This is a genomic window from Ramlibacter montanisoli (assembly GCF_013087525.1).
Lineage (GTDB): Bacteria > Pseudomonadota > Gammaproteobacteria > Burkholderiales > Burkholderiaceae_C > Ramlibacter > Ramlibacter montanisoli.
On the sequence record NZ_JABFCS010000001.1, the window covers coordinates 605,256 to 631,792 of the forward strand.

General features: G+C 68.7%; 21 protein-coding genes and 4 pseudogenes. 21 read left to right on the plus strand and 4 right to left on the minus strand.

What is annotated here, in order from left to right; translation table 11 throughout:
• Window positions 1-21: 21 nt before the first annotated feature.
• The 15 genes and pseudogenes from HK415_RS03130 to HK415_RS03200 all read left to right on the plus strand — a co-directional run bounded on the left by HK415_RS03130 (window position 22) and on the right by HK415_RS03200 (window position 15,013).
• Window positions 22-600 (plus strand): NADH-quinone oxidoreductase subunit C, encoded by a 579-nt coding sequence (locus HK415_RS03130; RefSeq protein ID WP_171556734.1) that lies wholly within the window; start codon window positions 22-24, stop codon window positions 598-600.
• Window positions 600-1,853 (plus strand): NADH-quinone oxidoreductase subunit D, encoded by a 1,254-nt coding sequence (locus HK415_RS03135; RefSeq protein WP_171556735.1) that lies wholly within the window; start codon window positions 600-602, stop codon window positions 1,851-1,853. Before HK415_RS03130 ends, HK415_RS03135 begins: the two co-directional genes overlap by 1 nt.
• Window positions 1,850-2,341 carry an NADH-quinone oxidoreductase subunit NuoE gene (nuoE, locus tag HK415_RS03140; protein WP_171556736.1) on the plus strand — a complete coding sequence of 164 codons (492 nt, stop codon included), beginning with the start codon at window positions 1,850-1,852 and terminating at the stop codon, window positions 2,339-2,341. Before HK415_RS03135 ends, nuoE begins: the two co-directional genes overlap by 4 nt.
• The gene (gene nuoF / locus HK415_RS03145) at window positions 2,338-3,669 is read left to right on the plus strand and encodes an NADH-quinone oxidoreductase subunit NuoF (protein WP_171556737.1); all 1,332 of its coding nucleotides are present in this window, start codon (window positions 2,338-2,340) and stop codon (window positions 3,667-3,669) included. Before nuoE ends, nuoF begins: the two co-directional genes overlap by 4 nt.
• Window positions 3,666-5,836, plus strand: a pseudogene (gene nuoG, locus HK415_RS03150) (NADH-quinone oxidoreductase subunit NuoG). Before nuoF ends, nuoG begins: the two are co-directional and overlap by 4 nt.
• On the plus strand, window positions 5,833-6,915 hold the full coding sequence (gene nuoH / locus HK415_RS03155) for an NADH-quinone oxidoreductase subunit NuoH (RefSeq protein WP_171556738.1): 1,083 nt from the start codon (window positions 5,833-5,835) through the stop codon (window positions 6,913-6,915). The pseudogene nuoG and the gene nuoH overlap by 4 nt, the downstream one beginning before the upstream one ends.
• A gap of 8 nt (window positions 6,916-6,923) precedes the next feature.
• On the plus strand, window positions 6,924-7,445 hold the full coding sequence (gene nuoI / locus HK415_RS03160; RefSeq protein WP_171556739.1) for an NADH-quinone oxidoreductase subunit NuoI: 522 nt from the start codon (window positions 6,924-6,926) through the stop codon (window positions 7,443-7,445).
• 19 nt (window positions 7,446-7,464) lie between these two features.
• Window positions 7,465-8,157, plus strand: a complete 693-nt coding sequence (locus HK415_RS03165; RefSeq protein ID WP_171556740.1) for an NADH-quinone oxidoreductase subunit J — start codon at window positions 7,465-7,467, stop codon at window positions 8,155-8,157.
• A gap of 55 nt (window positions 8,158-8,212) precedes the next feature.
• A complete protein-coding gene (gene nuoK, locus HK415_RS03170) occupies window positions 8,213-8,521 on the plus strand; it encodes an NADH-quinone oxidoreductase subunit NuoK (protein ID WP_171556741.1) in 309 nt (102 codons plus the stop codon).
• A gap of 24 nt (window positions 8,522-8,545) precedes the next feature.
• Window positions 8,546-10,648, plus strand: a complete 2,103-nt coding sequence (nuoL, locus tag HK415_RS03175) for an NADH-quinone oxidoreductase subunit L (RefSeq protein WP_171556742.1) — start codon at window positions 8,546-8,548, stop codon at window positions 10,646-10,648.
• A gap of 19 nt (window positions 10,649-10,667) precedes the next feature.
• Window positions 10,668-12,131, plus strand: a pseudogene (locus tag HK415_RS03180) (NADH-quinone oxidoreductase subunit M); the annotation flags it as partial.
• Between the two features lie 24 nt (window positions 12,132-12,155).
• Window positions 12,156-13,643, plus strand: coding sequence for an NADH-quinone oxidoreductase subunit NuoN (gene nuoN, locus HK415_RS03185; protein WP_171563116.1), 1,488 nt, complete (start codon window positions 12,156-12,158; stop codon window positions 13,641-13,643).
• Between the two features lie 13 nt (window positions 13,644-13,656).
• Window positions 13,657-13,961: pseudogene (locus HK415_RS03190) on the plus strand (DUF2818 family protein).
• Between the two features lie 10 nt (window positions 13,962-13,971).
• The gene (locus tag HK415_RS03195; protein ID WP_171556743.1) at window positions 13,972-14,550 is read left to right on the plus strand and encodes an NUDIX domain-containing protein; all 579 of its coding nucleotides are present in this window, start codon (window positions 13,972-13,974) and stop codon (window positions 14,548-14,550) included.
• A gap of 4 nt (window positions 14,551-14,554) precedes the next feature.
• On the plus strand, window positions 14,555-15,013 hold the full coding sequence (locus HK415_RS03200) for a DUF1178 family protein (RefSeq protein WP_171556744.1): 459 nt from the start codon (window positions 14,555-14,557) through the stop codon (window positions 15,011-15,013).
• 6 nt (window positions 15,014-15,019) lie between these two features.
• Here the strand turns inward: HK415_RS03200 and HK415_RS03205 are convergent.
• Window positions 15,020-16,838 (minus strand): annotated as a pseudogene (locus tag HK415_RS03205) (ABC transporter transmembrane domain-containing protein).
• 133 nt (window positions 16,839-16,971) lie between these two features.
• Between HK415_RS03205 and HK415_RS03210 the strand changes: the two are divergent.
• From HK415_RS03210 to HK415_RS26115, 3 genes are all read left to right on the plus strand, one after another.
• The gene (locus tag HK415_RS03210) at window positions 16,972-17,553 is read left to right on the plus strand and encodes a hypothetical protein (RefSeq protein ID WP_171556745.1); all 582 of its coding nucleotides are present in this window, start codon (window positions 16,972-16,974) and stop codon (window positions 17,551-17,553) included.
• Window positions 17,554-17,805: 252 nt separating this feature from the next.
• Window positions 17,806-19,077: a tetratricopeptide repeat protein gene (locus tag HK415_RS03215; RefSeq protein ID WP_171556746.1), complete on the plus strand. Its 1,272-nt coding sequence runs from the start codon at window positions 17,806-17,808 to the stop codon at window positions 19,075-19,077.
• Window positions 19,077-21,344, plus strand: coding sequence for a glycosyltransferase family 2 protein (locus HK415_RS26115; RefSeq protein WP_171556747.1), 2,268 nt, complete (start codon window positions 19,077-19,079; stop codon window positions 21,342-21,344). The genes HK415_RS03215 and HK415_RS26115 overlap by 1 nt, the downstream gene beginning before the upstream one ends.
• A 33-nt stretch (window positions 21,345-21,377) precedes the next feature.
• Here HK415_RS26115 and HK415_RS03225 read toward each other — a convergent pair whose 3' ends face one another.
• The 3 genes from HK415_RS03225 to HK415_RS03235 form a co-directional block, all read right to left on the minus strand.
• On the minus strand, window positions 21,378-21,665 hold the full coding sequence (locus HK415_RS03225; RefSeq protein ID WP_309246559.1) for a response regulator: 288 nt from the start codon (window positions 21,663-21,665) through the stop codon (window positions 21,378-21,380).
• Window positions 21,666-21,697: 32 nt separating this feature from the next.
• Window positions 21,698-22,150 carry a response regulator gene (locus HK415_RS03230; protein WP_171556749.1) on the minus strand — a complete coding sequence of 151 codons (453 nt, stop codon included), beginning with the start codon at window positions 22,148-22,150 and terminating at the stop codon, window positions 21,698-21,700.
• Between the two features lie 79 nt (window positions 22,151-22,229).
• Window positions 22,230-23,264 (minus strand): Cj0069 family protein, encoded by a 1,035-nt coding sequence (locus HK415_RS03235; RefSeq protein WP_253261747.1) that lies wholly within the window; start codon window positions 23,262-23,264, stop codon window positions 22,230-22,232.
• Between the two features lie 142 nt (window positions 23,265-23,406).
• Between HK415_RS03235 and HK415_RS03240 the strand changes: the two genes are divergently transcribed.
• From HK415_RS03240 to HK415_RS03250, 3 genes are read left to right on the plus strand one after another with little or no spacing between them, the layout of a single operon-like run.
• Entirely contained in the window at window positions 23,407-24,354 is a 948-nt protein-coding gene (locus tag HK415_RS03240) for a LysR family transcriptional regulator (RefSeq protein WP_171556751.1), read from the plus strand.
• Window positions 24,355-24,389: 35 nt separating this feature from the next.
• Window positions 24,390-25,601 carry a CaiB/BaiF CoA transferase family protein gene (locus tag HK415_RS03245; RefSeq protein WP_171556752.1) on the plus strand — a complete coding sequence of 404 codons (1,212 nt, stop codon included), beginning with the start codon at window positions 24,390-24,392 and terminating at the stop codon, window positions 25,599-25,601.
• Complete coding sequence (locus HK415_RS03250; RefSeq protein ID WP_171556753.1) at window positions 25,598-26,533, plus strand: hydroxymethylglutaryl-CoA lyase; 936 nt, start codon at window positions 25,598-25,600, stop codon at window positions 26,531-26,533. Before HK415_RS03245 ends, HK415_RS03250 begins: the two co-directional genes overlap by 4 nt.
• Window positions 26,534-26,537: the final 4 nt, after the last annotated feature.

The window sequence follows — 26,537 nt, forward strand, 5'->3', positions numbered from 1 at the left end:
GGTCTCTCCGCACCCGAATCCGTGCGCGACGCCGTCACTGCCGCGCTGGGCGACAAGGCGAAACGCGTCGACCTGAAGCACGGCGAGATCACCGTCACCGTCACGGCGCAGAACTACCTGGAAGCCTGCCGCATCCTGCGCGACGCGCCGGAGTGCGCCTTCGAGCAGCTGATCGACCTGTGCGGCGTGGACTATTCCGAATACAAGATGGGCGAGTGGGACGGCCCGCGCTACGCCACCGTGGCGCACCTGCTGTCCGTCAGCCGCAACCAGCGCGTGCGCGTGCGCGCCTTCGCGGCCGACGACGAACTGCCGGTGTTCGACTCCGTCACCGCCCTGTGGTCCTCCGCCAACTGGTTCGAGCGCGAGTCCTTCGACCTGTTCGGCATCATCTACGAAGGCCACGCCGACCTGCGCCGCATCCTCACCGACTACGGCTTCATCGGCCATCCCTTCCGCAAGGACTTCCCGGTCTCCGGCCACGTGGAAATGATCTACGACGCCGAGCGCAAGCGCGTGGTGTACCAGCCGGTGACGATCGAGCCGCGCGAGATCACGCCGCGCATCATCCGCGAAGAAAAGTACGGCGGGCTCCAGTAATGGCAGAGATCAAGAACTACACCCTCAACTTCGGCCCGCAGCACCCGGCCGCGCACGGCGTGCTGCGCCTGGTGCTGGAGCTGGACGGCGAAGTGATCCAGCGCGCAGACCCGCACATCGGCCTGCTGCACCGCGCCACCGAGAAGCTCGCCGAGACCCGCACCTACATCCAGACGCTGCCCTACATGGACCGCCTGGACTACGTGTCGATGATGTCCAACGAGCACGCCTACTGCCTGGCGGTGGAGCGGTTGCTGGGCGTCGAGGTGCCGATCCGCGCGCAGTACATCCGCGTCATGTTCTCCGAGATCACCCGCCTGCTGAACCACCTGCTGTGGCTCGGCGCGCACGGCCTCGACTGCGGCGCGATGAACATGCTGATCTACTGCTTCCGCGAGCGGGAGGACCTGTTCGACATGTACGAGGCGGTGTCCGGCGCGCGCATGCACGCGGCCTACTTCCGCCCGGGCGGCGTGTACCGCGACCTGCCGGACACGATGCCGCAGTACCAGGCCAGCAAGATCCGCAACCAGCGCGAGATCACCCGCATGAACGAGGACCGGCAGGGCACCCTGCTGGACTTCGTCGAGGCCTTCACCAAGCGCTTCCCGCACTACGTGGACGAGTACGAGACGCTGCTGACCGACAACCGCATCTGGAAGCAGCGCACCGTGGGCATCGGCGTGGTCACGCCGGAACGCGCGCTGAACCTGGGCTTCACCGGCCCGATGCTGCGCGGCTCCGGCATCGCCTGGGACCTGCGCAAGACGCAGCCCTACGAGGTGTACGACCGGATGGACTTCGACATCCCGATCGGCCGCACCGGCGACTCCTACGACCGCTACCTGGTGCGCATCCAGGAATTGCGCGAGTCCAACCGCATCATTCAGCAGTGCGTCAGCTGGCTGCGCGCTAATCCGGGGCCGGTCATCACCGACAACCACAAGGTGGCGCCGCCGGACCGCGAGAGCATGAAGTCCAACATGGAGGAGTTGATCCACCACTTCAAGCTCTTCTCGGAAGGCATGCGCGTCCCGGAAGGCGAGGCCTATGCCGCGGTGGAACACCCCAAGGGCGAGTTCGGCATCTACATCGTGAGCGACGGCGCCAACAAGCCCTACCGCCTGAAGATCCGCGCCCCCGGCTTCGCCCACCTGTCCGCGATGGACGAGATGTCGCGCGGCCACATGATCGCCGATGCCGTGGCCATCATCGGAACCATGGACATCGTGTTCGGAGAGATCGATCGATGATTTCTGAAGCTACCAAGAGCCGCTTCGCCCGCGAAGTCGCCAAGTACCCCGCGGACCAGAAGCAGTCCGCCGTGATGGCCTGCCTGGCGATCGTGCAGCAGGAGCAGGGCTTCGTCAGCAAGGACAGCGAGAACGAGATCGCCGCCTACCTCGGCATGGCCCCCATCGCGGTGCACGAGGTGACGACCTTCTACAACATGTACAACCAGCAGAAGGTCGGCAAGTACAAGCTGAACGTCTGCACCAACCTGCCGTGCCAGTTGCGCGACGGCATGAAGGCGCTGCAGCACCTGGAGATGCGCCTGGGCATCGAGATGGGCGAGACCACGCCCGACGGCCTGTTCACGCTGCAGCAAAGCGAGTGCCTGGGCGCCTGCGCCGACTCGCCGGTGCTGCTGGTGAACGACCGCACCATGTGCAGCTTCATGAGCACCGACAAGCTCGACCAGATGATCGACGGCCTGCGCAAGGCGGAGGGCGTGTCGTGAACGCCGAACAGGTCCTCTCGCAGTTCCAGGCCACCGGCGTCCAGACCTGCTTCCACGGCCGCCACATCAACCCGCAGATCTATGCGGGCCTGGACGGCACCAACTGGCGCATCAAGGACTACGAGGCGCGCGACGGCTACAAGGCGCTGCGCAAGATCCTGTCCGAGGGCCTCACGCAGGACCAGGTGATCGCCACCGTCAAGGAAAGCGCGCTGCGCGGCCGCGGCGGCGCCGGCTTCCCCACGGGCCTGAAGTGGAGCTTCATGCCGCGCCAGTTCCCCGGCCAGAAGTACCTGGTGTGCAACTCCGACGAGGGCGAGCCGGGCACCTGCAAGGACCGCGACCTGCTGCTGTACAACCCGCACCAGGTGATCGAGGGGATGATCATCGCCGCCTACGCGATGGGCATCACCGTGGGCTACAACTACATCCACGGCGAGATCTTCTTCGCCTACGACCGCTTCGAGGAAGCGCTGGAAGAGGCGCGCGCCGCCGGCTACCTCGGCGACAGGATCCTGGGCAGCAACTTCAGCTTCCAGCTGCACGCCTCGCACGGCTTCGGCGCCTACATCTGCGGCGAGGAAACGGCGCTGCTGGAGTCGCTGGAAGGCAAGAAGGGCCAGCCCCGCTTCAAGCCGCCGTTCCCGGCCAGCTTCGGCCTGTACGGCAAGCCCACCACGATCAACAACACCGAGACCTTCGCGGCGGTGCCCTGGATCATCCGCAACGGCGGCCAGGCCTACCTCGAATGCGGCAAGCCGAACAACGGCGGCACCAAGATCTTCTCGGTCTCCGGCGACGTCGAACTCCCGGGCAACTACGAAGTCCCGCTGGGCACGCCCTTCAGCAAGCTGCTGGAACTGTGCGGCGGCGTGCGCGGCGGCAGGAAGCTCAAGGCGGTGATCCCGGGCGGCTCCTCCGCTCCCGTGCTGCCGGCCGACATCATGATGAACTGCACGATGGACTACGACTCCATCGCCAAGGCCGGCTCCATGCTGGGCTCGGGCGCGGTGATCGTGATGGACGAGACGCGCGACATGGTGGAAAGCCTGCTGCGCCTGTCCTACTTCTACATGCACGAGTCCTGCGGCCAGTGCACGCCCTGCCGCGAAGGCACGGGCTGGATGTGGCGCGTGATCGACCGCATCCAGAACGGCCATGGCAAGCCCAACGACCTGGACCTGCTGAACTCCGTCGCCGACAACATCCAGGGCCGCACGATCTGCGCGCTGGGCGATGCGGCGGCGATGCCGGTGCGCGCGATGATCAAGCACTTCCGGCACGAGTTCGAGGCCAAGATCCAAAGCGCGGAGCGCGTCACCCAATGATTGAAATCGAACTCGACGGGCAGAAGGTGGAGGTCACCGAGGGCAGCATGATCATGCATGCCGCGGACAAGGCCGGCACCTACATCCCGCACTTCTGCTACCACAAGAAGCTTTCCATCGCGGCCAACTGCCGCATGTGCCTGGTGGACGTGGAGAAGGCGCCCAAGCCGATGCCGGCCTGCGCCACGCCCGTCACCAACGGCATGATCGTGCGCACCAAGAGCGACAAGGCGATCAAGGCGCAGCAGTCGGTCATGGAGTTCCTGCTGATCAACCATCCGCTGGACTGCCCGATCTGCGATCAGGGCGGCGAATGCCAGCTGCAGGACCTGGCCGTGGGCTACGGCCCCGGCGCCTCGCGCTACGAGGAAGAAAAGCGCGTCGTGATGCACAAGGACGTGGGCCCGCTGATCTCCATGGAGGAGATGAGCCGCTGCATCCACTGCACCCGCTGCGTGCGCTTCGGCCAGGAAATCGCCGGCGTGATGGAACTCGGCATGATCCACCGCGGCGAGCACAGCGAGATCACCACGGTGCTGGGCGACACGGTCGACTCCGAAGTCTCCGGCAACATGATCGACCTGTGCCCGGTCGGCGCGCTGACCAGCAAGCCCTTCCGCTACAGCGCCCGCCCCTGGGAGCTGTCGCGCCGCAAGTCGGTCAGTCCGCACGATTCCACCGGCGCCAACCTGATCGTGCAGGTCAAGAACAACCGCGTGATGCGCGTGCTGCCGCTCGAGAACAACGACGTCAACGAATGCTGGCTGGCCGACCGCGACCGCTTCTCCTATGAAGCGCTGAACACCCCGACCGCCTGACCTCGCCCATGATCAAGCATGGCGGCGAGTGGAAGACCGTGGACTGGCAGACCGCGCTGGAGTACATCGCGCGTGGCGTCGGCGAGATCCGGCGCGACCACGGCGGCCAGGCCATCGGCGCGCTGGTGAGCCCGCACAGCACGGTGGAGGAACTGTTCCTGGCGCAGAAGCTGGTGCGCGCCCTGGGCAGCGAGAACATCGACCACCGCCTGCGCCACGCCGAATTCGCGGCGGGCGAGGGCGTCCGCTGGCTGGGCACGAGCATCGCCTCGCTGTCCACGCTGCAGCGCGCGCTGGTGGTCGGCTCCAACCTGCGCAAGGACCACCCGCTGTTCGCACTGCGCGTGCGTTCGGCCGTGCGCAGCGGCGCGCAGGTGTCGGTGATCCACGATCGCGACGACGACTGGGCGATGGCCATCGCCGGCAAGTCCATCGTCCCGGCCGGCCAGTGGGTGCAGGCCCTGGCCGACGTGGCCACCGCCATCGGCAGCGAGAAGGGCCAGAAGGCCCCGCTGCAGGGCAATGCGACCGAGGCCGCGAAGGCGATCGCCGCTTCGCTGCTCTCGGGCGAGCGCAAGGCGATCCTCCTGGGCAACGCCGCCGCGCACCATCCCGCGGCCAGCTCGCTGCTGGCGCTGGCCAACTGGATCGGCGAGATGACCGGCGCCACCGTCGGCTACCTGACCGAAGCCGCCAACACCGTCGGCGCGCAGCTGGTCAAGGCGATGCCGGGCCAGGGCGGGCTGAACGCCGGCCAGATGCTGGCCGGCGGCCTCAAGGCGCTGTTCCTCCTGAACAACGAGCCCGAGTTCGACTCCGCCGCCGGCGCCAAGGCGCGGGCGCTGGGCCAGCAGGGCAGCATGGTCGTGACGCTCAGCCCCTTCAAGGCCAACCTGGACTTCAGCGACGTGCTGCTGCCCATCGCGCCCTGGACCGAGACGCCCGGGACCTTCGTCAATGCCGAAGGGCGCGTGCAGGGCTTCCATGCCGTGGTCAAGCCACTGGGCGAGACCCGTCCGGCATGGAAGGTGCTGCGCGTTCTGGGCAACATGCTGGGCCTGCCAGGCTTCGAATACGAGTCGGCGAGCGAGGTGCTGGCCGACGCGCGCGGCGCGGCCGACGCGGAGCAGCCGCTGGTGCAGGGCAAGCTGCTTTCCAACAAGACGGCCAAGGCCGCCTGGCTGGGCGACACCAGCGCGAAGCCGGTCGCGGCGCCCATCTACCAGCTCGATTCCATCGTGCGGCGGGCTTCCTCGCTGCAGCTCACGGCCGACGCGCGCAGCACGCAGGCGCAGGCGCAGGCACCGGCTGCCCCGCTGCAGTCGCAGGGTGAAAGGGTGACGGCATGATCGACACCATCTACGGTTACGGCAACGGCCTGATCGCCGCGCCCTGGTGGACCGGCGCCGGCTGGCCCGTGCTCTGGACGCTGATCAAGATCGTCGCGGTGGTGCTGCCCCTGATGGGCGCGGTCGCCTACCTGACGCTGTGGGAACGCAAGGGCATCGGCTTCACGCAGCTGCGTCCGGGCCCCAACCGCATCGGCCCCTTCGGCCTGCTCACGCCGATCGCCGACGCGCTCAAGCTGCTGACCAAGGAGATCATCCTCCCGACGGTGGCCAACAAGGCGCTGTTCTACCTCGGCCCGATCATGACCATCATGCCGGCGCTGGTGGCGTGGGTGGTGATCCCCTTCGGTCCCGACGTGGCGCTGGCGAACATCAACGCCGGCCTGCTGTTCCTGATGGCCATCACCTCGCTCGAGGTGTACGGCGTGATCATCGCCGGCTGGGCGTCCAACTCGAAGTACGCCTTCCTGGGCGCGCTGCGCGCCTCCGCGCAGATGGTCAGCTACGAGATCGCCATGGGCTTCTGCCTGGTGGTGGTGCTGATGGTCTCGGGCTCGCTGAACATGACCGAGATCGTGCTGCAGCAGGACCGCGGCTACTTCGCCGAGCGCGGCGTGAACTTCCTGTCCTGGAACTGGCTGCCGCTGCTGCCGATCTTCTTCGTGTACTTCATCTCCGGCCTGGCCGAGACCAACCGCCACCCCTTCGACGTGGTGGAAGGCGAGTCCGAGATCGTGGCCGGCCACATGATCGAGTACTCGGGCATGTCCTTCGCCATGTTCTTCCTGGCGGAGTACGCCAACATGTGGCTCGTCTCCATCCTGGCGGTGGTGATGTTCCTGGGCGGCTGGCTGCCCCCGATCGACGCGCCGCTGCTGAACTGGATCCCGGGCTGGATCTGGCTGGGCATCAAGACCTTCATCATGGTCACGATGTTCCTGTGGATCCGCTCGACGTTCCCGCGCTACCGCTACGACCAGATCATGCGCCTGGGCTGGAAGATCTTCATCCCGGTGACGCTGGTGTGGCTGGTCGTGGTGGGCCTGTGGATGCAGACCCCGTACAACGTCTTCAAGTAAAGCAAGCCATGGCCATCGACACCCTGGCAAACCGCCACCAACCCTTCTCGCTGAAGGACTTCCTCGGCAGCTTCATGCTGCTGGAGCTGTTCAAGGGCCTGCGGATCACGGGCAAGTATTTCTTCGCCCGCAAGATCACCGTGCAGTTCCCGGAGGAGAAGACGCCGCTGTCGCCGCGCTTCCGCGGCCTGCACGCCCTGCGCCGCTACGAGAACGGCGAGGAACGCTGCATCGCCTGCAAGCTGTGCGAGGCCGTGTGCCCCGCGCTGGCGATCACCATCGAGAGCGAGCAGCGCGCCGACGGCACGCGCCGCACCACGCGCTACGACATCGACCTGACCAAGTGCATCTTCTGCGGCTTCTGCGAGGAAAGCTGCCCGGTCGACTCGATCGTCGAGACGCACATCCTCGAATACCACGGCGAAAAGCGCGGCGACCTGTACTTCACCAAGGACATGCTGCTGGCCGTGGGCGACCGCTACGAGGCCGAGATCGCGGCCAACCGGGCGGCCGACGCCAAGTACCGCTGAAGCCGGCGAAAGAACAACGATGGACATCCGGACCGGTCTCTTCTATCTCTTCGCGGTGGTGCTGCTGTTCGCGGCCTTCCGCGTGATCACCGCGCGCAACCCCGTGTATGCGGCGCTCTTCCTGGTGCTCACCTTCTTCCAGGCCGCCGGCGTGTGGCTGCTGCTGAAGGCCGAGTTCCTCGCCATCACCCTGGTGCTCGTGTATGTGGGCGCGGTGATGGTGCTGTTCCTGTTCGTGGTGATGATGCTGGACATCAACGTCGACGCGTTGCGGGCCGGCTTCTGGAAGCACTTCCCGATCGCCGCCACCATCGGCGCGCTGATCGCGCTGGAAATGGCCGCGGTGCTGATGGGCGGCTTCCGCCCGACCGAGGAACCGCGGGCGATGCAGTCCGCGGCCACCGCGGTCACGGCCACGACGCAGGGCGGCGTGCCGGTCGTGCAGCAGTACTCCAACACCAAGGAACTGGGCCGGCTGCTGTACACCGAGTACCTGTACCCGCTGGAGATCGCCGCCGTCATCCTGCTGGTGGCGATCATCGCGGCCATCGCGCTGACCCTGCGCACCCGCAAGGACACCAAGCACACCGACCCGTCGCAGCAGGTGCGCGTGAAGGCGCGTGACCGCGTGCGCATCATCAAGATGCCGCCGTCCCGGCCGGCGCAACCGGAGCCCGCGCCCGCAGCCGCCTCCGTGGAGACCAAGGCATGAGTCGCACGGCCGCTCCGAAGACGAATACCGTAGCCTGCAAGGCGGAGGTTTACCAATGCTGCTGACGCTCGGACACTTCCTCACGCTGGGCGCGATCCTGTTCGCGCTGTCGGTGGTGGGCATCTTCCTGAACCGCCGCAACCTGATCGTGCTGCTGATGGCCATCGAGCTGATGCTGCTGGCGGTCAACATGAACTTCGTGGCGTTCTCCTACTACCTGGGCGACATGCACGGCCAGGTGTTCGTGTTCTTCATCCTGACGGTGGCGGCTGCGGAGTCCGCCATCGGCCTGGCGATCCTGGTGCTGCTGTTCCGCAACAAAGACAACATCAACGTCGAAGAACTGAACGCCCTCAAGGGCTGATGCCCGCCGGGCGGGAAAGAAACGATGGCTACTTCACTGAACGCAGCGACGCTGCTTGCCGTTCCGCTCGCGCCGCTCGCCGGCGCGATCCTGGCGGGCGTCTTCGGCACCACCCTCGGCGGCAACCTGATCGGCCGACGGCTGTCGCACACCTTCACCATCCTGGGGGTGCTGATCGCCTTCATCCTGTCGGCGATGACGCTCAAGAGCGTGGCCGTCGACGGGGCGCGCTTCAACCAGACGCTCTATGAGTGGATGGTGGTGGGCGGCCTGAAGATGGAGATCGGCTTCCTGGTCGACGGCCTGACGGCGATGATGATGTGCGTGGTGACCTTCGTGTCGCTGATGGTGCACATCTACACCATCGGCTACATGGAAGAAGACGAGGGCTACAACCGCTTCTTCGGCTACATCTCGCTGTTCACCTTCTCGATGCTCATGCTGGTCATGAGCAACAACTTCCTGCAGCTGTTCTTCGGCTGGGAAGCGGTGGGCCTCGTTTCCTACCTGCTGATCGGCTTCTGGTACACCAAGCCCACGGCCATCTTCGCCAACCTCAAGGCCTTCCTGGTCAACCGCGTCGGCGACTTCGGCTTCATCCTGGGCATCGGCCTGATCGCCGCCTACGCCAACACGCTGAACTACGCGGAAGCCTTCGCCCGCGCGCCCGAGTTCGCCAAGCTCGCCTTCGGCTACGGCACCGAATGGATGCTGATCACGGTGACCTGCATCTGCCTGTTCATCGGCGCCATGGGCAAGAGCGCGCAGTTCCCGCTGCACGTGTGGCTGCCCGACTCGATGGAAGGCCCGACGCCGATCTCCGCGCTGATCCACGCCGCCACCATGGTGACGGCCGGCATCTTCATGGTGGCGCGCATGTCGCCGCTGTTCGAGCTGTCCGACACCGCGCTGTCCTTCATCCTCGTGATCGGCGCCATCACCGCGCTGTTCATGGGCTTCCTGGGCATCATCCAGAACGACATCAAGCGCGTGGTGGCGTACTCCACGCTGTCGCAGCTGGGGTACATGACCGTGGCGCTGGGCGCCTCGGCCTACTCGGTGGCCGTGTTCCACCTGATGACGCACGCCTTCTTCAAGGCGCTGCTGTTCCTGGCGTCCGGCTCCGTGATCATCGGCATGCACCACAACCAGGACATCCGCTGGATGGGCAACGTCAGGAAGTACATGCCCATCACCTGGATCACCTCGCTGCTTGGGTCGCTGGCGCTGATCGGCACGCCGCTGTTCGCCGGCTTCTATTCCAAGGACTCGATCATCGAGGCCGTGCACCTGTCCAAGCTGCCCGGTTCCGGCTTCGCCTACTTCGCGGTGATGGCGGGCGTGTTCGTCACGGCCTTCTATTCCTTCCGCATGTACTTCCTGGTCTTCCACGGCAAGGAACGCTTCGACCAGAACCCCGACGCGCACGCGCACCACGACGCCCATGCGGAGCCGGACGCGCACGGCCATGCGGTGACGGACGCGCACGGCCATGACGACCACGGCCACGGCCACGACGCCCACGAGCCGCACGAGTCGCCCTGGGTGGTGACGGTGCCGCTGCTGCTGCTGGCGATCCCCTCCGTGGTGATCGGCTTCATCACGATCCAGCCGATGCTGTACGGCGAGTTCTTCAAGGACTCGATCTTCGTGGACGCCGCCCGCCACCCGGCGATGGCGGAGATGGCCAAGGCCTTCCACGGCCCGGTGCAGATGGCGCTGCACGGCCTGACCACGCCGGTGTTCTGGCTGGCGCTGGCCGGCGTGGTGCTGGCCTGGTACCTGTACATGAAGAACACGGCGCTGCCGGCGCGCATCCAGCGCATGTTCCAGCCCGTGTACACGCTGCTGGACAACAAGTACTACATGGACTGGATCAACGAACGCATCATCGCCCCCGCCGCGCGCGGCCTGGGCACCGGCCTGTGGAAGGGCGGCGACCAGGGCGTGATCGAGGGCGTGTTCGTCAACGGCAGCGCCAAGCTGGTGGGCAAGTTCGCCGGCGTCATCCGCTGGGTGCAATCGGGCTACATCTACCACTACGCGTTCGCGATGCTGGTGGGCGTGGTGGTGCTCATGACGTACTTCGTCAGCTGGCCCATGATCAGCGACTGGCTCAGGAAGTAAGGGGACAAGAACAATGAAGATGGGACTCTTGAGCCTCGCGATCTGGACGCCGATCGTGTTCGGCGCCATCCTGCTGGCGATGGGCCGCGACGACCAGGCGCGCACCGTGCGCTGGATCGCCCTGATCGGCGCGCTGATCTCCTTCCTGGTGACGCTGCCGCTGTACGGCCAGTTCGACATCGCCAACGCGGGCATGCAGTTCGTCGAGAAGACCAGCTGGATCGAACGCTTCAACGTCAACTACCACCTGGGCCTGGACGGCATCTCGTTCTGGTTCGTGCTGCTGACGGCCTTCATCACCCTGGTGGTGGTGATCTCGGCCTGGGAAGTGATCACCGAGCGCGTGAACCAGTACATGGGCGCCTTCCTGATCCTGTCGGGCTTCATGATCGGGGTGTTCTGCGCGCTGGACGCCGTGCTGTTCTACGTGTTCTTCGAGGCCACGCTGATCCCGATGTACCTGATCATCGGCATCTGGGGCGGCCCGAACAAGATCTACGCGGCCTTCAAGTTCTTCCTGTACACGCTGCTCGGCTCGCTGCTGATGCTGGTGGCGCTGGTCTACCTGTACACCAAGTCCGGCGGCAGCTTCGACATCCTCACCTGGCACAAGCTGCCCCTGTCCTCGCTGGCGCAGACGCTGCTGTTCTTCGGCTTCTTCGCGGCCTTCGCGGTGAAGGTGCCGATGTTCCCGGTGCACACCTGGCTGCCCGACGTGCACGTGGAAGCGCCCACCGGGGGCTCCGCGGTGCTGGCGGCCATCATGCTGAAGCTGGGCGCCTACGGCTTCCTGCGCTTCTCCATGCCGATCGCGCCGGACGCCTCGCGCGAGTGGGCCTGGCTGATCATCGCGCTGTCGCTGATCGCCGTGATCTACGTGGGCCTGGTGGCGATGGTGCAGCAGGACATGAAGAAGCTGGTGGCCTATTCGTCGGTCGCCCACATGGGCTTCGTCACGCTGGGCTTCTTCCTCTTCAACGACCTGGGCGTGTCCGGCGGCATCGTGATGATGATCGCGCACGGCTTCGTGTCGGCCGCCATGTTCCTGTGCATCGGCGTGCTGTACGACCGCGTGCACTCGCGCCAGATCGCCGACTACGGCGGTGTGGTGAACACCATGCCGACCTTCGCCGCCTTCGCCGTGCTGTTCGCCATGGCGAACTCGGGCCTGCCCGCCACCGCCGGCTTCGTCGGCGAATGGATGGTGATCCTGGCCGCCGTGAAGGTGAACTTCTGGCTGGCCGTGATGGCCGCCACCTCGCTGGTGCTGGGCGCCGCCTACACGCTGTGGATGGTCAAGCGCGTGTACTTCGGCCCGATAGCCAACGACCACGTGCGCACGCTGGTCGACATCAACGCCCGCGAGTTCCTGATGCTGGGCGTGCTGGCCGCCGCCGTGCTCTACATGGGCATCCACCCGAAACCCTTCACCGACGTGATGAACGCCTCGGTGGCCGGCTTCCTGAAGCACGTGTCGGCTTCAAGCTGTGACGCCGGGAGAGAAGAAATGATGGACAACACGAGCCTCGCCGTCGCCGCGCCCGAGATCTTCCTGCTGCTGATGGCCTGCGTCATCGCGATGGTGGACCTGGGCGTCAAGAGCCGGCTGCGCAACCTCACCTACTGGCTCACCATGGCCACGCTGGCCGTGATCGCCTTCTACACGGGCGACCTCGCCTCGGAAGGCAACACCGCCTACGGCTTCAACCGCATGGTGGTCAGCGACTCCATGGGGAACTGGCTCAAGTGCTTCTCCACCATCGCCATGATGGTGTGCCTGGTGTACGGCCGCCCGTACGCCGCCGACCGCGACATGCTGCGCGGCGGCGAGATGTTCACGCTGGCCATGTTCGCGCTGCTGGGCATCTTCGTGATGATCTCGGGCAGCAACTTCCTGGTGCTGTACCTCGGCCTGGAACTGCTGACGCTCTCCAGCTACGCGCTGGTGGCCCTGCGCCGCGACAACACCGTCGCGACCGAAGCGGCGATGAAGTACTTCGTGCTGGGCGCGATGGCTTCCGGCTTCCTTCTCTACGGCCTGTCCATGATCTACGGCGCCACCGGTTCTCTGGACATCGGCACCGTGTTCAAGGTGATCAACAGCGCGCAGGTCAAGCACAACGTGCTGGTGTTCGGCCTGGTGTTCATCGTCGCCGGGCTCGCCTTCAAGCTGGGCGCCGCGCCCTTCCACATGTGGATCCCGGACGTGTACCAGGGCGCGCCGACGGCCGTCACCGTGATGATCGGTTCGGCGCCGGAACTGGCCGCCTTCGCGATTGCGATCCGCCTGCTGGTGGAAGGCATGCTGCCGCTGGCGATCGACTGGCAGCAGATGCTGGTGGTGCTGGCCGTGTCCTCGCTCTTCATCGGCAACCTGGCCGCGATCGCGCAGACCAACCTCAAGCGCATGCTGGCCTACTCCACCATCGGCCAGATGGGCTTCGTGCTGCTCGGCCTGCTGGCGGGCGTGGTCAACCGCGAGATCACATTCGCCAACAACGCCTACAGCTCCGCGATGTTCTACATCGTGACCTACGTGCTGACCACGCTGGCGAGCTTCGGCGTGATCCTGCTGCTGGCGCGCGAGGGCTTCGAGAGCGAGGAGATCTCCGACCTGGCCGGCCTGAACCAGCGCAGCCCGCTGTACGCCGGCATCATGTCGATCTGCCTGTTCTCGCTGGCCGGCATCCCGCCGCTGGTGGGCTTCTACGCCAAGCTGGCGGTGCTGCAGGCGTTGATCGTGTCCGGCAGCGCGTTCTCCATCGGCCTGGCGATCTTCGCGGTGCTGATGTCGCTGGTCGCGGCCTTCTACTACATCCGTGTCGTGAAGGTCATGTACTTCGACGAGCCGATCACCGCCACCACCGTGGCGGCCCCTGCCGACGTGCGCATCGTGCTGACCATCAACGGCGCGCTGGTGCTGATCCTCGGCATCCTGCCCGGTGGCCTGATGACGCTGTGTGCGCAGGCCATCGTCAAGATGCTGGGTTCCTGATCCAGAAGATGCAGTGACGCAGACGGCCTCGATCTGGCTGGTGCTGGTGCTGGCCTTCTGCGCCGCCAACCTGCCATTCCTCACACCACCCGCCTGTTCGGCGTGCTGCCGCTCGCCGGCGGCAAGAACTTGGGCGTCCGCCTGGGCGAACTGGTCGCGCTGTACCTGCTGGTGGGCGGCATCGGCCTGCTGCTGGAAAAGCGGGCAGGGCAGATCGCGCCGCAGGGCTGGGAGTTCTACGCGGTCACGGGCGCGCTCTTCCTCACCTTCGCCTTCCCCGGCTTCGTGTGGCGCTACCTCTACAAGCCGCGACACTGAGCACCACGCCATGGCCGACGACAGCCACCTGACCGAGCACGCCACCGCGCGCGAGGAACTGCTGAAAGGCCACTTCCTCCACGTGGTCCGCGACACCGTGCGCCTGCCCGACGGCGGTTCGGCCACGCGCGAATACGTGCTGCATCCCGGCGCGGTCGCCGTGGTGCCGCTGACGGACGACGGCCGCATCGTGCTGGAGCGCCAGTACCGCCACGCGACGCGGCAGGTGATGATCGAGATCCCCGCCGGCAAGCTGGACGCGGGCGAGTCGCCCCTGGCCTGCGGCCGGCGCGAGCTGCTGGAAGAGACCGGTTACGTCGCCCGTGAATGGGCCTATGCCTTCACGACCTACCCGACGGTCGCCTATTCGGACGAGGCCATCGAGGTCTGGTTCGCGCGCGGCCTCGCGCACCAGGGTGCGAAGCTGGACCAGGGCGAGTTCCTCGAAGTGTTCACGGCGACGCCGCAGGAGTTCCTGGGCTGGTGCCGCGAAGGCCGGATCGTGGACTCCAAGACCCTGGCGTCCGCAGTGTGGATACAGAATGTGCTGGCCGGTACTTGGAAACTGGACTGGAAGGCACTACCTTAAGGCGATGAAGGTCCTCAACCTGCAGTGCCGCCACGCCCATGGCTTCGAAGGCTGGTTCGCCTCCGAAGACGATTTCCAGGGCCAGCTCGCGCGCGGGCTGGTGGAATGCCCGCTGTGCGGCGATGCCCACATCACCAAGATGCCGAGCGCGCCGCGCCTGAACCTCGGCGCCTCCGAGCCCGCGCCCGCCGCGGCGCCGTCAGGGGCGAAGCAGGAGGTGATGTCCGCGCCCAACGAACAGCTTCAGGCCGCCTGGATGCAGCTAGTCAAGCAGGTGATGACACAGACCGAGGACGTCGGCGAGCGCTTCGCGGAGGAAGCCCGCAAGATCCACTACGGCGAGACCGAGGAGCGTGGCATCCGCGGGCAGGCGTCGCGGGAAGAGACGCAGGCCTTGCTGGAAGAGGGCATCTCGGTGCTGCCGCTGCCGATCCCGAAGGGATTGAAGGGGCCGCTGCAATAGGCAGCCTCAGGTCATGAACTGCAGCCCCGCCAGCCGCGCATAGACCCCGCCCGCGGCCATGAGCTCCTCGTGCCGCCCCATCTCCACGATCCGCCCGTGGTCCAGCACCACGATGCGGTCGGCCTGCTGGATGGTCGCCAGCCGGTGCGCGATGACCAGCGTCGTGCGGTCCCGCATCGCCGACTCCAGCGCCGCCTGCACCATCCTCGCTCTCGGCATCGAGCGCGCTGGTGGCCTCGTCCAGCAGCAGCAGCGGCGGGTTCTTCAGCATGGCCCGCGCGATCGCGATGCGCTGGCGCTGGCCGCCCGACAGGCGCACGCCGCGCTCGCCCAGGAAGGTGCCGTAGCCCTCGGGCAGCGCCCGGATGAAGTCGTGCGCGAAGGCGCCGCGCGCCGCCGCCTGCACCTCCTCGTTGCTCGCGCCGGGCTTGCCGTAGCGGATGTTCTCCAGCGCCGAGGCGGAGAAGATCACCGGCTCCTGCGGCACCAGGCCGATGCGCGCGCGCAGGTCCTGCAGGCGCAGCGCGCGCACCGGTGCGCCGTCCACGGCGATGCGGCCGTCCTTCGGGTCGTAGAAGCGCAGCAGCAGCTGGAACACGGTGGTCTTGCCGGCGCCGCTGGGCCCGACAAGGGCGACCGTCTCGCCCGGCGCCACGTCCAGTGAAAAGTCGCTGAGCGCCGCGGTGGCGGGGCGCGAGGGATAGTGGAAGCGCACCGCCTCGAAGCGCACGCGGCTGCCGGCCTGCGGCGCGGGCGCGGAGATCGGCTCGGCCGGCGAGACCACCGGCGAGCGGCTCGCCAGCAGCTCCATCAGCCGCTCGGTCGCGCCGGCGGCGCGCAGCAGGTCGCCGTAGACCTCGCCCAGCACCGCCACGGCACCGGCGAAGATCGCGACATAGAGCGCCGCCTGCCCGAGCTGCCCGGCGCTGAGCTCGCCGCGCAGCACGGCCTGTGTGCCCTCGTACAGGCCCCACAGCATCAGGCCGGCGTTGGCGATGATGACGAAGGCCACCAGCGCCGCCCGCGCGCGCGTGCGCCGGATGCCGGTGAGGAAGGCGTTCTCGGTTGCGCCGCGAAAGCGCGCCGCCTCGCGTTCCTCTGCCGCGTAGCTCTGCACCACGGGGATGGCGTTCAGCACTTCGGCGGCGATGGCGCTGGAATCCGCGACCCGGTCCTGGCTGGCACGCGACAGGCGCCGCACCCGCCGGCCGAACCACATCGCCGGCAGCACCACCAGCAGCACGACCAGCAGCACCTGCGTCATCACCTTGGGATGCGTGACGACCAGCATGCCCAGCGCGCCCAGGCCCATCACCAGGTTGCGCAGGCCCAGCGAGAAGGAGGAGCCCACCACCGTCTGCACCAGCGTGGTGTCGGTCGTCAGCCGCGACAGCACCTCGCCGGTTTGCGTGCTCTCGAAGAAGGCCGGGCTCTGCTCCAGCACGTGTGCGTAGACCGCGGTGCGCAGGTCGGCGGTGACCCGCTCGCCCAGCCAGCTCACGAGGTAGAACCGGCAGGCGGAGAACACGCCCAGCGCGATCGCGACGCCGAACAGCAGCAGGAAGTGGCCCCGCAGGGCGACCAGCCGCGTGCCCGGCTCGGAGGCGATCCCCTGGTCGATCATCGTGCGCAGCGCGACCGGGAACACCAGCGTCGCCGCCGCGGCCAGCAGCAGGAACACGCCGGCCAGCGCCAGGCGCCCGGCGTAGGGCCGCACGAAGGGCAGCAGGCCGGACAGGGATTGCGGCGTGCGCGCCGGGGCGGCGTCCGTCCGCGCCGGGGCGGCCGGGGACGCGGCCGCGACCGCGGGCTCAGCGGCCGCCATCTCCTGCCTGCTCCGTCATGCGCATGGCCCCATCGTAAGGCCCGGCGGCCGCTCCATGGCCGAGGTGGCGCGCTTAACTTTGCTGACACTCTCTGGTGCCACCGGGGGAGCCTGGGCTACAGTCACTGCAGCCATGCCCATCCTCCGTCCCAAGACCCCGTCGCGCAAGCAGGGCCTCGACCGCCCCTGGGAAGCCGGCGACTCGATCCCGGTGCCCGAAGCCGTCCACCAGGATGGCGAGTCCGCCTGGGCACTCTGGAACGAGGTCGCGCAGCAGCACGATCGCCGCTTCGCCGACACCGCGCCGATGACGCGCCCGCCCGGCATGACGCCCGAGGACGCCGCCTGGGCGCCCACGCTGCCGCCACCGGGCACCGCCGCCGCGCTCAAGCCGCAGCGCCGCAAGGAGCCCGAGCCGCTGTTCACGCTGGAAGCCGCGATGCTGGTGGCCCGCCGCAACAACCGGGTCTGCCCGCGGCCGCAGCGCTGGGACGAATTCACCGCCATGCTGCCCGTGCGCAAGACGCTGCGCGGCGTGCAGCCGCCGCCCGCCGCGGCCACCGGCGCCGCCTGGGCGGTCACGCCGCCGCTCACCAAGCGGCTGTGCTTCCGCGAGCAGATCGAATGGGCCGAGCGCGCCGGCGCGCTGGAATGCATCATGGCCTTCATGCAGTCGCTGCCCGAAGAGGAGTGGCTGCACATGGGCGAGAGCTGAGCTGCCGCCGCCCGTGCCCGCCCGCAACCTGATCGCCGCCGGCCTCCTCGCCCTCGCCACCCAGCAAGCCGCCGCGCAAGCGGACGCGCCGGCCCTGGTTGAGGCCGCACGTGCCGCGGCCCGCGCCGACCGCAACGCCGAGGCCGCCGGCCTGTTCGCGCAGGCGCTCGCGCGCTGGAGCCCGGGCGCCGCGCGGAACTGCTCAAGGAATACGCCGACCAGCTCACCTACTCCGGCCGCGCGCGCGAAGCGGTGCCCCTGTACCGCGAGCTGCTGCCGGCGCGCACGGGGGCCGATCGCATCTCGGTCCTCAAGGGCCTGGGCCTGGCGCTGCTCTGGAGCGACCAGCCCGGCGCGGCGCGCGCTGTCTACGACGAGATCCTGCAGGCGCAGCCGCGGGACCAGGACGCGTCCCGCAACCGCGCCCGCGCTCTGAGCTGGAGCGGCCGCCAGCGCGAGGCGATCGGCGCGCTGCAGGCGCACCTCGCGTCCTGGCCGGACGATGCCGAAGCGCGCGTGCAACTCGCGCAGTCGCAGGCCTGGCTGGGTCGACCGGACCTGGCCCGCGCCGGCATCGCGCAAGCACCGCTCGCCGATCGCGAGGATGCGCGCCGGCTGCGGTCCGACCTCGATCTCTGGGCCGCCCCGAAGACGCGCGTGGAGGCGCAGCGCTCCACGCAGTCGGACGATCTCGAGATCCGCCAGCTGCGCTTCGAGCATTCCGTGTCCTTCGCCGGCGGCCTGGGCAGCGCCGGCGGCCGCGTGGACCGCCTGGACCACGAGCGCGAGGACGGCAGCGACGAAGTGCGCGTGACCCGCCCCATGCTGCTCGGGCGCTACCGCTTCTCCGACGCGGCCGAACTCCATGCGGAGATCGGCAACGAGCACATCGCACCGCGCGGCTCGCCTTCCATGAACCGGCTGGTGTACGCCACCTGGCTCACCTGGTGGCCGCACGACGTGCTGCGCTTCGACTTCAGCACCAGCCGCTCCACCTTCGACAACATCCGTTCGCTGCGCCTCGGCCTGACCGCGACGCAGTACGGCCTGTCCGCCGACTTCACGCCGACCGAGCGCCAGCGCTACACCGCGCGTGCGGAGCGCGGCCTGGTCTCGGACGGCAACCGGCGCTGGCGCGGCGAAGTGGAAGCGGAGTGGCGCGTGCGCACGAAGCCCGAGATCTGGTTCGGCGCGCGCCACACGCGCGTGCGCTTCGACCGCCAGCTGGACAACGGCTACTTCAACCCGCTGACCTTCGAGGCCACGCTCGCCACGGCGCGCCTGACCTGGAAGCCTGATGGCGAGCAGGGCCGCTGGGACCTGCGCATTGCCGGCGCCTGGGGACGCGAGCACGCCAATCCCGACGGCAGCAAGCCGGCCTACGACGCCAGTGCGCGCGCCGGCTACCGCTTCGATGCGAAGACGCGGCTGGAAGCGCGCCTGCAGCGCTTCAGCACCCGCACCAGCTCCTTCAGCGGCTTCGCGCGCACCACCGCCGGCCTGGCCCTCGAGCGGAGCTGGTAGTGGCCGGGGCGCGCGTCCTGCTGGTCGGCCTGGCCAGCGACGTCATCCAGGACGTGATCTCGCCGCTGGTGGCGGCCGGCCACGAAGTGCGCCTGGGCGGACCCGCCGACGTCACGCGCGAGTCCTGGGGCGTGGTGATCAGCGCGCCGCAGCAGATCGCCGGCAGCGGCGGCATGGAGCTGATCGCGGGCCTGGCCAGCGAGGACGCGAACACGCCTTCGCTGCTGCTGGTCGGCACCGAACAGCAACTGGTGCGCTCCTCCTCGGGCCCCGAGAACGCGCGGGTGGCCCGCCTCGCCTGGCCCTTCGAACCCGATGCGCTGGTGGAACGCGTGCAGGCCCTGCTGCGCCGCTCGGTGCGCGAGTGGGAAGCGGAGCACGCGCGCGCCAGCGATTTCCTGGATCCGCACCTGCTGGTGCTGGAGGAGCCGCAACTCCTGCAGGCCGTGCGGCGCGAGATCGAGGACGCGGGCGCAGGCCGCATCGCCGGCCACAGCTACCTGGCCTCGGTGCGCCTGGAGGAACTGGACCGCTTCGGCAAGCACCTGCCGGCCCGCACGCTGGAGGCCCTGTGGCTGCAGCTGGCGGTGATCGCCGAGATGGACGCGCTGGGCGACGAGCAGTGGGCGCGCGGCGCGCAGGGCGACTTCCTGCTGCTGGCGCCTTCCAGTTCGCTGGCCGAGGTCCGCGAGCGGCTGCAGGACTTCAGCCGGCGCATCGCCACGCGGTCCTTCGACCTGGGCGGCCAGCTGGCGGAATTCTCGTCGGCCATCGGCTATGCGGAGGTGAAGCGGCACACCAGCGCGGAACAGGCGCTGGCCCACGCGCGCGAGGCCGCGCAGGAGTCGGCCCGCCACCTGGACCTGCAGCCCGCGCGCTGGGGCGAGAAGAAGACCGTGGCGCGGCCGGCGCCGACCGAGGTGGGGTGGCTGCGCGCCTGGTGGCTGGGCTTCCAGTCGCGCCACCTGCTGCTGATCCAGTACGCGGTGACCACCTTCCTGGGCATCGGCCTGCCTTTCCTCTTCTACTGGGGCATGGGCTCGGCCGGCGCGGACATCAGCGGGCCGGTGTACATGTTCGTCGTGGTCTCGCTGGCCCTGACCGCCTTCTTCATCTGGGTGGAAGGCTTCCTGGCCCTGAAGCGCATCGACCCGCCGGACGAACCCGCGCTGCCTTACCCGCCGGCGTCGGCCGTCATCGCGGCCTACCTGCCCAACGAGGCGCCGATCATCGAGGACACGGTGCGCGCCTTCCTGCGCGTGCAGTACCCGGGGCGGCTGCAGGTGATCCTGGCCTACAACACGCCCAAGGACATGCCGGAGATCGAGGAGCGGCTGCAGCAGATCGCCCGCGAGAACCCGCGCTTCATCCCGATGCGCGTGCGCACCAGCACCTCGAAGGCACAGAACGTGAACGCCGCGCTGGCCTACGTCACCGGCGAATTCACCGCGGTGTTCGACGCCGACCACCAGCCGGACCCGGAGAGCTTCCGCCGCGCGTGGCGCTGGATTTCGCACGGCGCCGACGTGGTGCAGGGCCACTGCTTCATCCGCAACGGCGAAGCGTCCTGGGTGGCCAGGACGGTGGCCATCGAGTTCGAGCAGATCTACGCGGTGAGCCACCCGGGCCGCGCGCGGCTGCACGGCTTCGGCATCTTCGGCGGAAGCAACGGCTACTGGCGCACGCCGCTGCTGCGCGAGCTGCGCATGCACGGCTTCATGCTGACCGAGGACATCGACTCCTCGCTGCGTGCCGTGGTGCGCGGCCGGCGCATCGTCTCCGACCCCTATCTCGTCTCGCGCGAGCTCGCGCCCGAGACCCTGCAGGCCCTGACCAAGCAGCGCCTGCGCTGGGCGCAGGGCTGGCTGCAGATCTCCATGAAGTGGGTCATGCCGGCCCTGCGCTCGCCGCACCTGTCCATCGGGCAGAAGATCGGCATGCTGCACCTGCTGGCGTGGCGCGAGGTCTACCCCTGGGTGTCGCTGCAGATCATCCCGCTGATCATCTACTGGGCGGTGGAAGCCGGGTCGCTCTGGCGCATCGACTGGCTGGTGCCGCTGTTCGTGGTGACCTCGCTGTTCACCCTCAGCACCGGGCCGGGGCAGATCTGGTTCACCTGGAAGCTGGCCGATCCGCAGCTGAAGAAGCACCCCTCGTGGTTCTGGTTCTACGTGCTGACCTCGACGCTGTTCTATGCAGGACTGAAGAACGCTTGGGGGCGGATCGCGCACCTGAAGGAGGCGCGGGGGAGACGGCGTGGATCGTGACGCCGCGGGTGACGAAGAAGTAGGCGGGCGGTGCTACGAAGCGCGCAGCCGCTGCAAGCGTGACACCAGCTCCGCCGGATCGAAAGGCTTGCCCAGGTAGTCATTCGCCCCCGCAGCCAGCGCACGCGACACCGACGCCTCGTCCCCCTTGGACGTCAGCATCATCACCGGCACGCCGTGCCAGCGCGGGAGCTGGCGCAGCCCCTCCAGCAGGGTGAGGCCATCGACGTCCGGCAGCATCACGTCCATCAGCACGGCATCGGTCACTTCGCCCTTGGCGATGGCGCGGGCGGCCTCGTTGCCGTCGGTGGCGGCCAGCACGCGCCAGCCTTTCTGTTCCAGGATGTAGCGGATCAGGTAGCCGATGCCCGCGTCGTCCTCGCCACCAGCACGCTGGGGCGGCCGTCGGCGACCGGCGCGGTGGGGGCGGGCGCCGGCGCGAACACCTGCGCCACCCGGGCGCACAGCCCGCGCGGCTCGAAGGGCTTGGCGATCACGTCCACGGCGCCCAGGCCGCGCAGCATCGCCACTTCGCGCGCGAGCGTGCGGGCGGTGAGGAAGATGGCGGGCACCGCGGCCAGCGACGGCAGCTTTCGCAGTGCCTGCAGGGTTTCGGGCCCGTCCATGTCGGGCATGTTCACGTCCAGCACCAGCAGCTCGGGCGCGAAAGCCTCGGCCTGCGACAGGGCCGCCGCGCCGGAATCGACCGCCAGCACTTCGTGCCGCCCGATCTTCGACAGCGACAAGGAGGCGATCTGGCGCAGGCCTTCGTCGTCTTCGACCAGGAGGATGCGGCGCGTGCTCATGGCCGCATGCTAAGGGCATGGCAGCCGCCCGGTGGCTCGCCCGTCAGGCCGGGCCAATCCGGCCACCCTGCAGGTATTTTCAGCCCTCCGGGACGCGGGACGCCGCGGCCGCCACCAGCGGCACCATGGCCGAGGGCGGGAAGGGCGCGACGCTGCTGGCATTGATCTCGCACAGCACGAAGCACTCGGTCCCATCGGCGGCGGGCTCGCCGAACAGGAAGTCGCAGTCCCACAGCAGGGGCAGCCGGTCCCGCGGCAATTCCACCCGCGCGCGCAGCATCTCGATCCACCCGGTTTCCAGCAGGCGCCTGAGGCCCTGGAAGGCTGCGAGCTCCGGCCCGTGGTACAGGCGCGGGCCGGGCGGGGGCGCGGGCTGGCCGGGCGCAGCGGGAAAGAGCGCATTGACGGCCTGGACGCCGAAGCCGGCGACGCGGTCTTCCACCAGGTAGGCGCGCACCATGCCGTCCACCAGGCGAGGCTGCCAGGCCTGGTCGATCATGTGGCCGCCGTTGGCCGCATCGAAGTACGGTGCCAGCCGGTGCGCCAGCGCGGCGAAGTCCAGCCGCTCTTCCTCGCTGCCCCGTTGTGCATGGCGCACGCGCAGCAACTGCGGCGCCGACGCGTCGCCTGCTTCGACGCGCCAGACGCCGGCCCCGCTCTGGCCGCGATGCTGCTTGAACACCCGCGCACCGCGGCGCAGCCGCCCCGGCAGCTCCGCCTGCAGTTGCGCGAGGCTGTCGACCCGGTGCACGTCGCTGCCGAAGGGAAGGTCGCGCGTGTCGAACAGCACGTCCTTGGTCCCGAGCTTGAGGATCGCATCCGGATGGGCGCTGACCACGACGCCCTGGCCGGCGAGCCGGCGCAGCATGGCATCGAGCCGGTCGCGCCGCCGGCCGCCCTCGATCGGGTTGCACCACACCAGCACGACGGCGACGCCGCCCAGCTGGGCCTCGACCTCGTCGGCGAAGTCATCGTGGTAGACCGCCGGCACGGCACGCAGGCCGGCCACGGCGAACGCATCGAACAGCGCGGCGAAGCGGCTTTCGGAGGGATCCCCGCGTTCGCGCATGGCGCGGTCGCCGGGGTAGAGCAGGGCAAGGGTTGGCGTGGGCAAGGTCGTGCTCCTCGATGGGCGTGGGCCCGTCTTCAGCAGCAGAACTTGGAGGCCTGGAGCCTCTGGGTGCGGGGAGCCTGCTCGTGACCCCACTGCCTGCATTCTAGCGAGGCCCCCGCCCGGTGGGGCACACTTGCGCGCCATGAAAGCCACCCGCGTGCCCTACAACCTCGCGCGCTTCGACCTGGTGTCGATCCGCCTGGTGGTCGACTGCGTGCAGCACGGCAGCCTGAGCGCCGCCGCGCGCGAATCGCACCTGGCGCTGGCGGCGGCCAGCCGGCGGATCCGCGAACTGGAAACCGCGGTGGGCGAGCCGCTGTTCGAGCGCCATGGCCGCGGCCTGGAACCGACGGCGGCCGGCCGCGTGTTCGCCCGCCATGGCGTCGGCCTGCTGCAGTCGCTGGAGCAGATGGGCAACGAGCTGGCCGATTTGCGCCAGGGCATCGCCAAGCACATCCGCCTGTGTTCCAGCACGGCGGCCATCAACCAGTTCCTGCCGCCGCTGCTGGCGCGCTACGGCAGCCTGCACGCGCAGGTGCGCATCGAGCTGGAGGAGCAGGTGTCCACCGCCGTGGTCGCGGCGCTGCGCGAGGGCCGCGCGGACCTGGGCGTGTTCGTCGAGGGCGCCGAGACCGAAGGCCTGGAATGCCGCCTGTTCCGCCGCGACGAGCTGGTGCTGGTGCTGCCGGCGCGCCACCGGCTGGTCGGGCGCGGCGCGGTGTCCTTCGCCGATGCGGTGGACGAGGACTGGATCAGCCTCAACGACGGCGCGGCCCTGCTGCAGAAACAGCACGAGGCGGCCCATGCGCTGGGGCGGCCGCTGCCCCTGCGGGTGCAGGTCCGCAGCTTCGACGCGGTCTGCCACCTGGTGGCGTCCGGGCTGGGCATCGCCATCCTGCCGAAGAACGCCGCGCTGCCCATCATCGGCGCGATGAAGCTGCGCTGGCGCGCGCTGTCCGATTCCTGGGCCTCGCGCCGCATGCTGCTGGCGACCCGTGCCGGACCGCAGGATCCGGCGGTGGAGGACCTCGCGGCCTTCCTCGCCGAGCCTTCGCAAAAGGCGAAAGCAGCGCCGCGCAAACGGCAATAGACGCACCCCCGCCGGCGGGCGCACACTTGCCCGCCATGGAGACAAGTGCTGCTTTCGGCCCGCTGGCGGGCCTCAAGGTCGTGGAGATGGGCCAGCTCATCGCGGGGCCCTTCGCCGCCAAGACCCTGTCGGATTTCGGCGCCGACGTGGTCAAGATCGAGCCGCCCGGCACCGGCGACCCGCTGCGCAACTGGCGCCTGCTGAAGAACGGCACCTCGGTGTGGTGGCAGGTGCAGTCGCGCAACAAGCGTTCGCTCGCACTGGACCTGAAAAAGCCGGAAGCCCAGGAGATCGTGCGCAAGCTGGCTGCCGAGGCCGACGTACTGATCGAGAACTTCCGCCCCGGCGCGCTGGAGGGCTGGGGGCTGGATCCGCAGAAGCTGGTGGAACTGAACCCACGGCTGGTGGTGCTGCGCATCAGCGGCTACGGCCAGACCGGCCCTTACCGCGACCGGCCGGGCTTCGGCGTCGTCGGCGAGGCCATGGGCGGGCTGCGCCACCTCACCGCCGAGCCGGGCCGGGTGCCGGTGCGCGTGGGCGTGAGCATCGGCGACACGCTGGCGGCGCTGCACGGCGTGATCGGCATCCTGATGGCGCTGCACGAGCGCCAGCGCTCCGGCCAGGGCCAGGTGATCGACGTCGCCCTGTACGAGGCGGTGTTCAACTGCATGGAGAGCCTGCTGCCCGAGTACAGCGCCTTCGGTGCCGTGCGCGGGCCGGCCGGCAGTGCGCTGCCCGGCATCGCGCCGACCAATGCCTACCTGTGCACCGACGGCTACGCGCTGGTCGCGGGCAACGGCGACAGCATCTACAAGCGGCTGATGACGGTGATCGGCCGCGACGACCTGGGCAACGACCCCGAGCTGGCGCAGAACGCCGGCCGCGTGAAGCGCGTGGAGGAGATCGACGCCGCGATCGGCGCCTGGACCAAGACGCGTTCGGTGGACGAGGTGCTGAAAGCGCTGGACGCCGCCGCCGTCCCCGGCGGCCGCATCTACACCGTGGCCGACATCGCAGCCGACCCGCACTATGCCGCGCGCGGCATGCTGCAGGACATCACGCTGGACGACGGCGACAAGCTGACCGTCCCGGGCATCGTGCCCAAGCTCTCGCGCACGCCCGGTGGCCACCAGCGCAACGCGCCGGCGATCGGCCAGGACACCGACGCCGTGATGCGCGAGCTGGGCATCTCCGAGCAACAGATCGCCGCGCTCAAGAGCCGCGGCGTGATCAAGGCATCCGAATGAAGCAACGCATCTTCTTCAACGAGGTCGTCACCCGCGACGGCTTCCAGATCGAACCCGAGTTCATCGCCACCGACGCCAAGGTGCAGTTGGTGGACGCGCTCTCGCAGTGCGGCTACGCCAAGATCGAGGTCACCTCCTTCACCTCGCCCAAGGCCATCCCCATGCTGCGCGACGCCGAGGAGGTGATGGGCCGCATCACGCGCGTGCCCGGCGTGGAGTACACAGTGCTGGTCCCCAACCTGCGCGGTGCGGAGCGGGCGATGGAGTCGCGCGCCGACGAGCTGAATCTCGTGATGTCGACGTCGGAGACGCACAACCTGGCCAACCTGCGCATGCCGCGCGAGAAGAGCTTCGCCGCGCTGGCCGAAGTGATCCGCGTGGTCGGCGGCCGCACGCCGGTCAACGTGTCGCTCTCCACCTGCTTCGGCTGCCCCATGGAAGGCGAGGTGCCGCAGGCCGAGGTGCTGGCCTGGGCGCAGCGCTTTGCAGACCTCGGCGTGCGCGGCCTCACCATCTGCGACACCACCGGCATGGCTGACCCGGCGCAGGTGGCGCGCATGTGCGAGGCGCTGCAGCAGCGCTTCGCCGGCCTGCAACTGACTCTGCACTTCCACAACACGCGCGATGGGGCCAACGTGCTGGCCGCCGTGCAGTCCGGCATCACGCGCTTCGACGGCTCGCTCGGCGGCCTGGGCGGCTGCCCGTACGCGCCCGGTGCCAGCGGCAACATCAGCAGCGAGGACGCGATCCACATGCTCGCGTCCATGGGCCACGACACGGGCATCGACATCCCGCGTCTCCTGCAGGTGGCGCGCGCGCTGCCCGCGATCGTGGGCCATGAGGTCCCGGGGCAGCTCGCCAAGGCCGGGCCCAGCACGCAGCTGCATCCCGCGCCGGCCTCCGTCGCCGAGCTGCGCGCCGCCTTTTCCTGATTCC

Coding starts and splice junctions, on each gene's coding strand:
- HK415_RS03250 (WP_171556753.1), top strand. CDS start 25,598: ATGAAGCAACGCATCTTCTTCAACGAGGTCGTCACCCGCGACGGCTTC.
- nuoK (WP_171556741.1), top strand. CDS start 8,213: ATGCTGCTGACGCTCGGACACTTCCTCACGCTGGGCGCGATCCTGTTC.
- HK415_RS03245 (WP_171556752.1), top strand. CDS start 24,390: ATGGAGACAAGTGCTGCTTTCGGCCCGCTGGCGGGCCTCAAGGTCGTG.
- HK415_RS03165 (WP_171556740.1), top strand. CDS start 7,465: ATGGACATCCGGACCGGTCTCTTCTATCTCTTCGCGGTGGTGCTGCTG.
- nuoN (WP_171563116.1), top strand. CDS start 12,156: ATGATGGACAACACGAGCCTCGCCGTCGCCGCGCCCGAGATCTTCCTG.
- nuoH (WP_171556738.1), top strand. CDS start 5,833: ATGATCGACACCATCTACGGTTACGGCAACGGCCTGATCGCCGCGCCC.
- nuoL (WP_171556742.1), top strand. CDS start 8,546: ATGGCTACTTCACTGAACGCAGCGACGCTGCTTGCCGTTCCGCTCGCG.
- HK415_RS03200 (WP_171556744.1), top strand. CDS start 14,555: ATGAAGGTCCTCAACCTGCAGTGCCGCCACGCCCATGGCTTCGAAGGC.
- HK415_RS03135 (WP_171556735.1), top strand. CDS start 600: ATGGCAGAGATCAAGAACTACACCCTCAACTTCGGCCCGCAGCACCCG.
- HK415_RS03195 (WP_171556743.1), top strand. CDS start 13,972: ATGGCCGACGACAGCCACCTGACCGAGCACGCCACCGCGCGCGAGGAA.
- HK415_RS03240 (WP_171556751.1), top strand. CDS start 23,407: ATGAAAGCCACCCGCGTGCCCTACAACCTCGCGCGCTTCGACCTGGTG.
- HK415_RS03230 (WP_171556749.1), bottom strand. CDS start 22,150: ATGAGCACGCGCCGCATCCTCCTGGTCGAAGACGACGAAGGCCTGCGC.
- HK415_RS03210 (WP_171556745.1), top strand. CDS start 16,972: ATGCCCATCCTCCGTCCCAAGACCCCGTCGCGCAAGCAGGGCCTCGAC.
- nuoE (WP_171556736.1), top strand. CDS start 1,850: ATGATTTCTGAAGCTACCAAGAGCCGCTTCGCCCGCGAAGTCGCCAAG.
- nuoI (WP_171556739.1), top strand. CDS start 6,924: ATGGCCATCGACACCCTGGCAAACCGCCACCAACCCTTCTCGCTGAAG.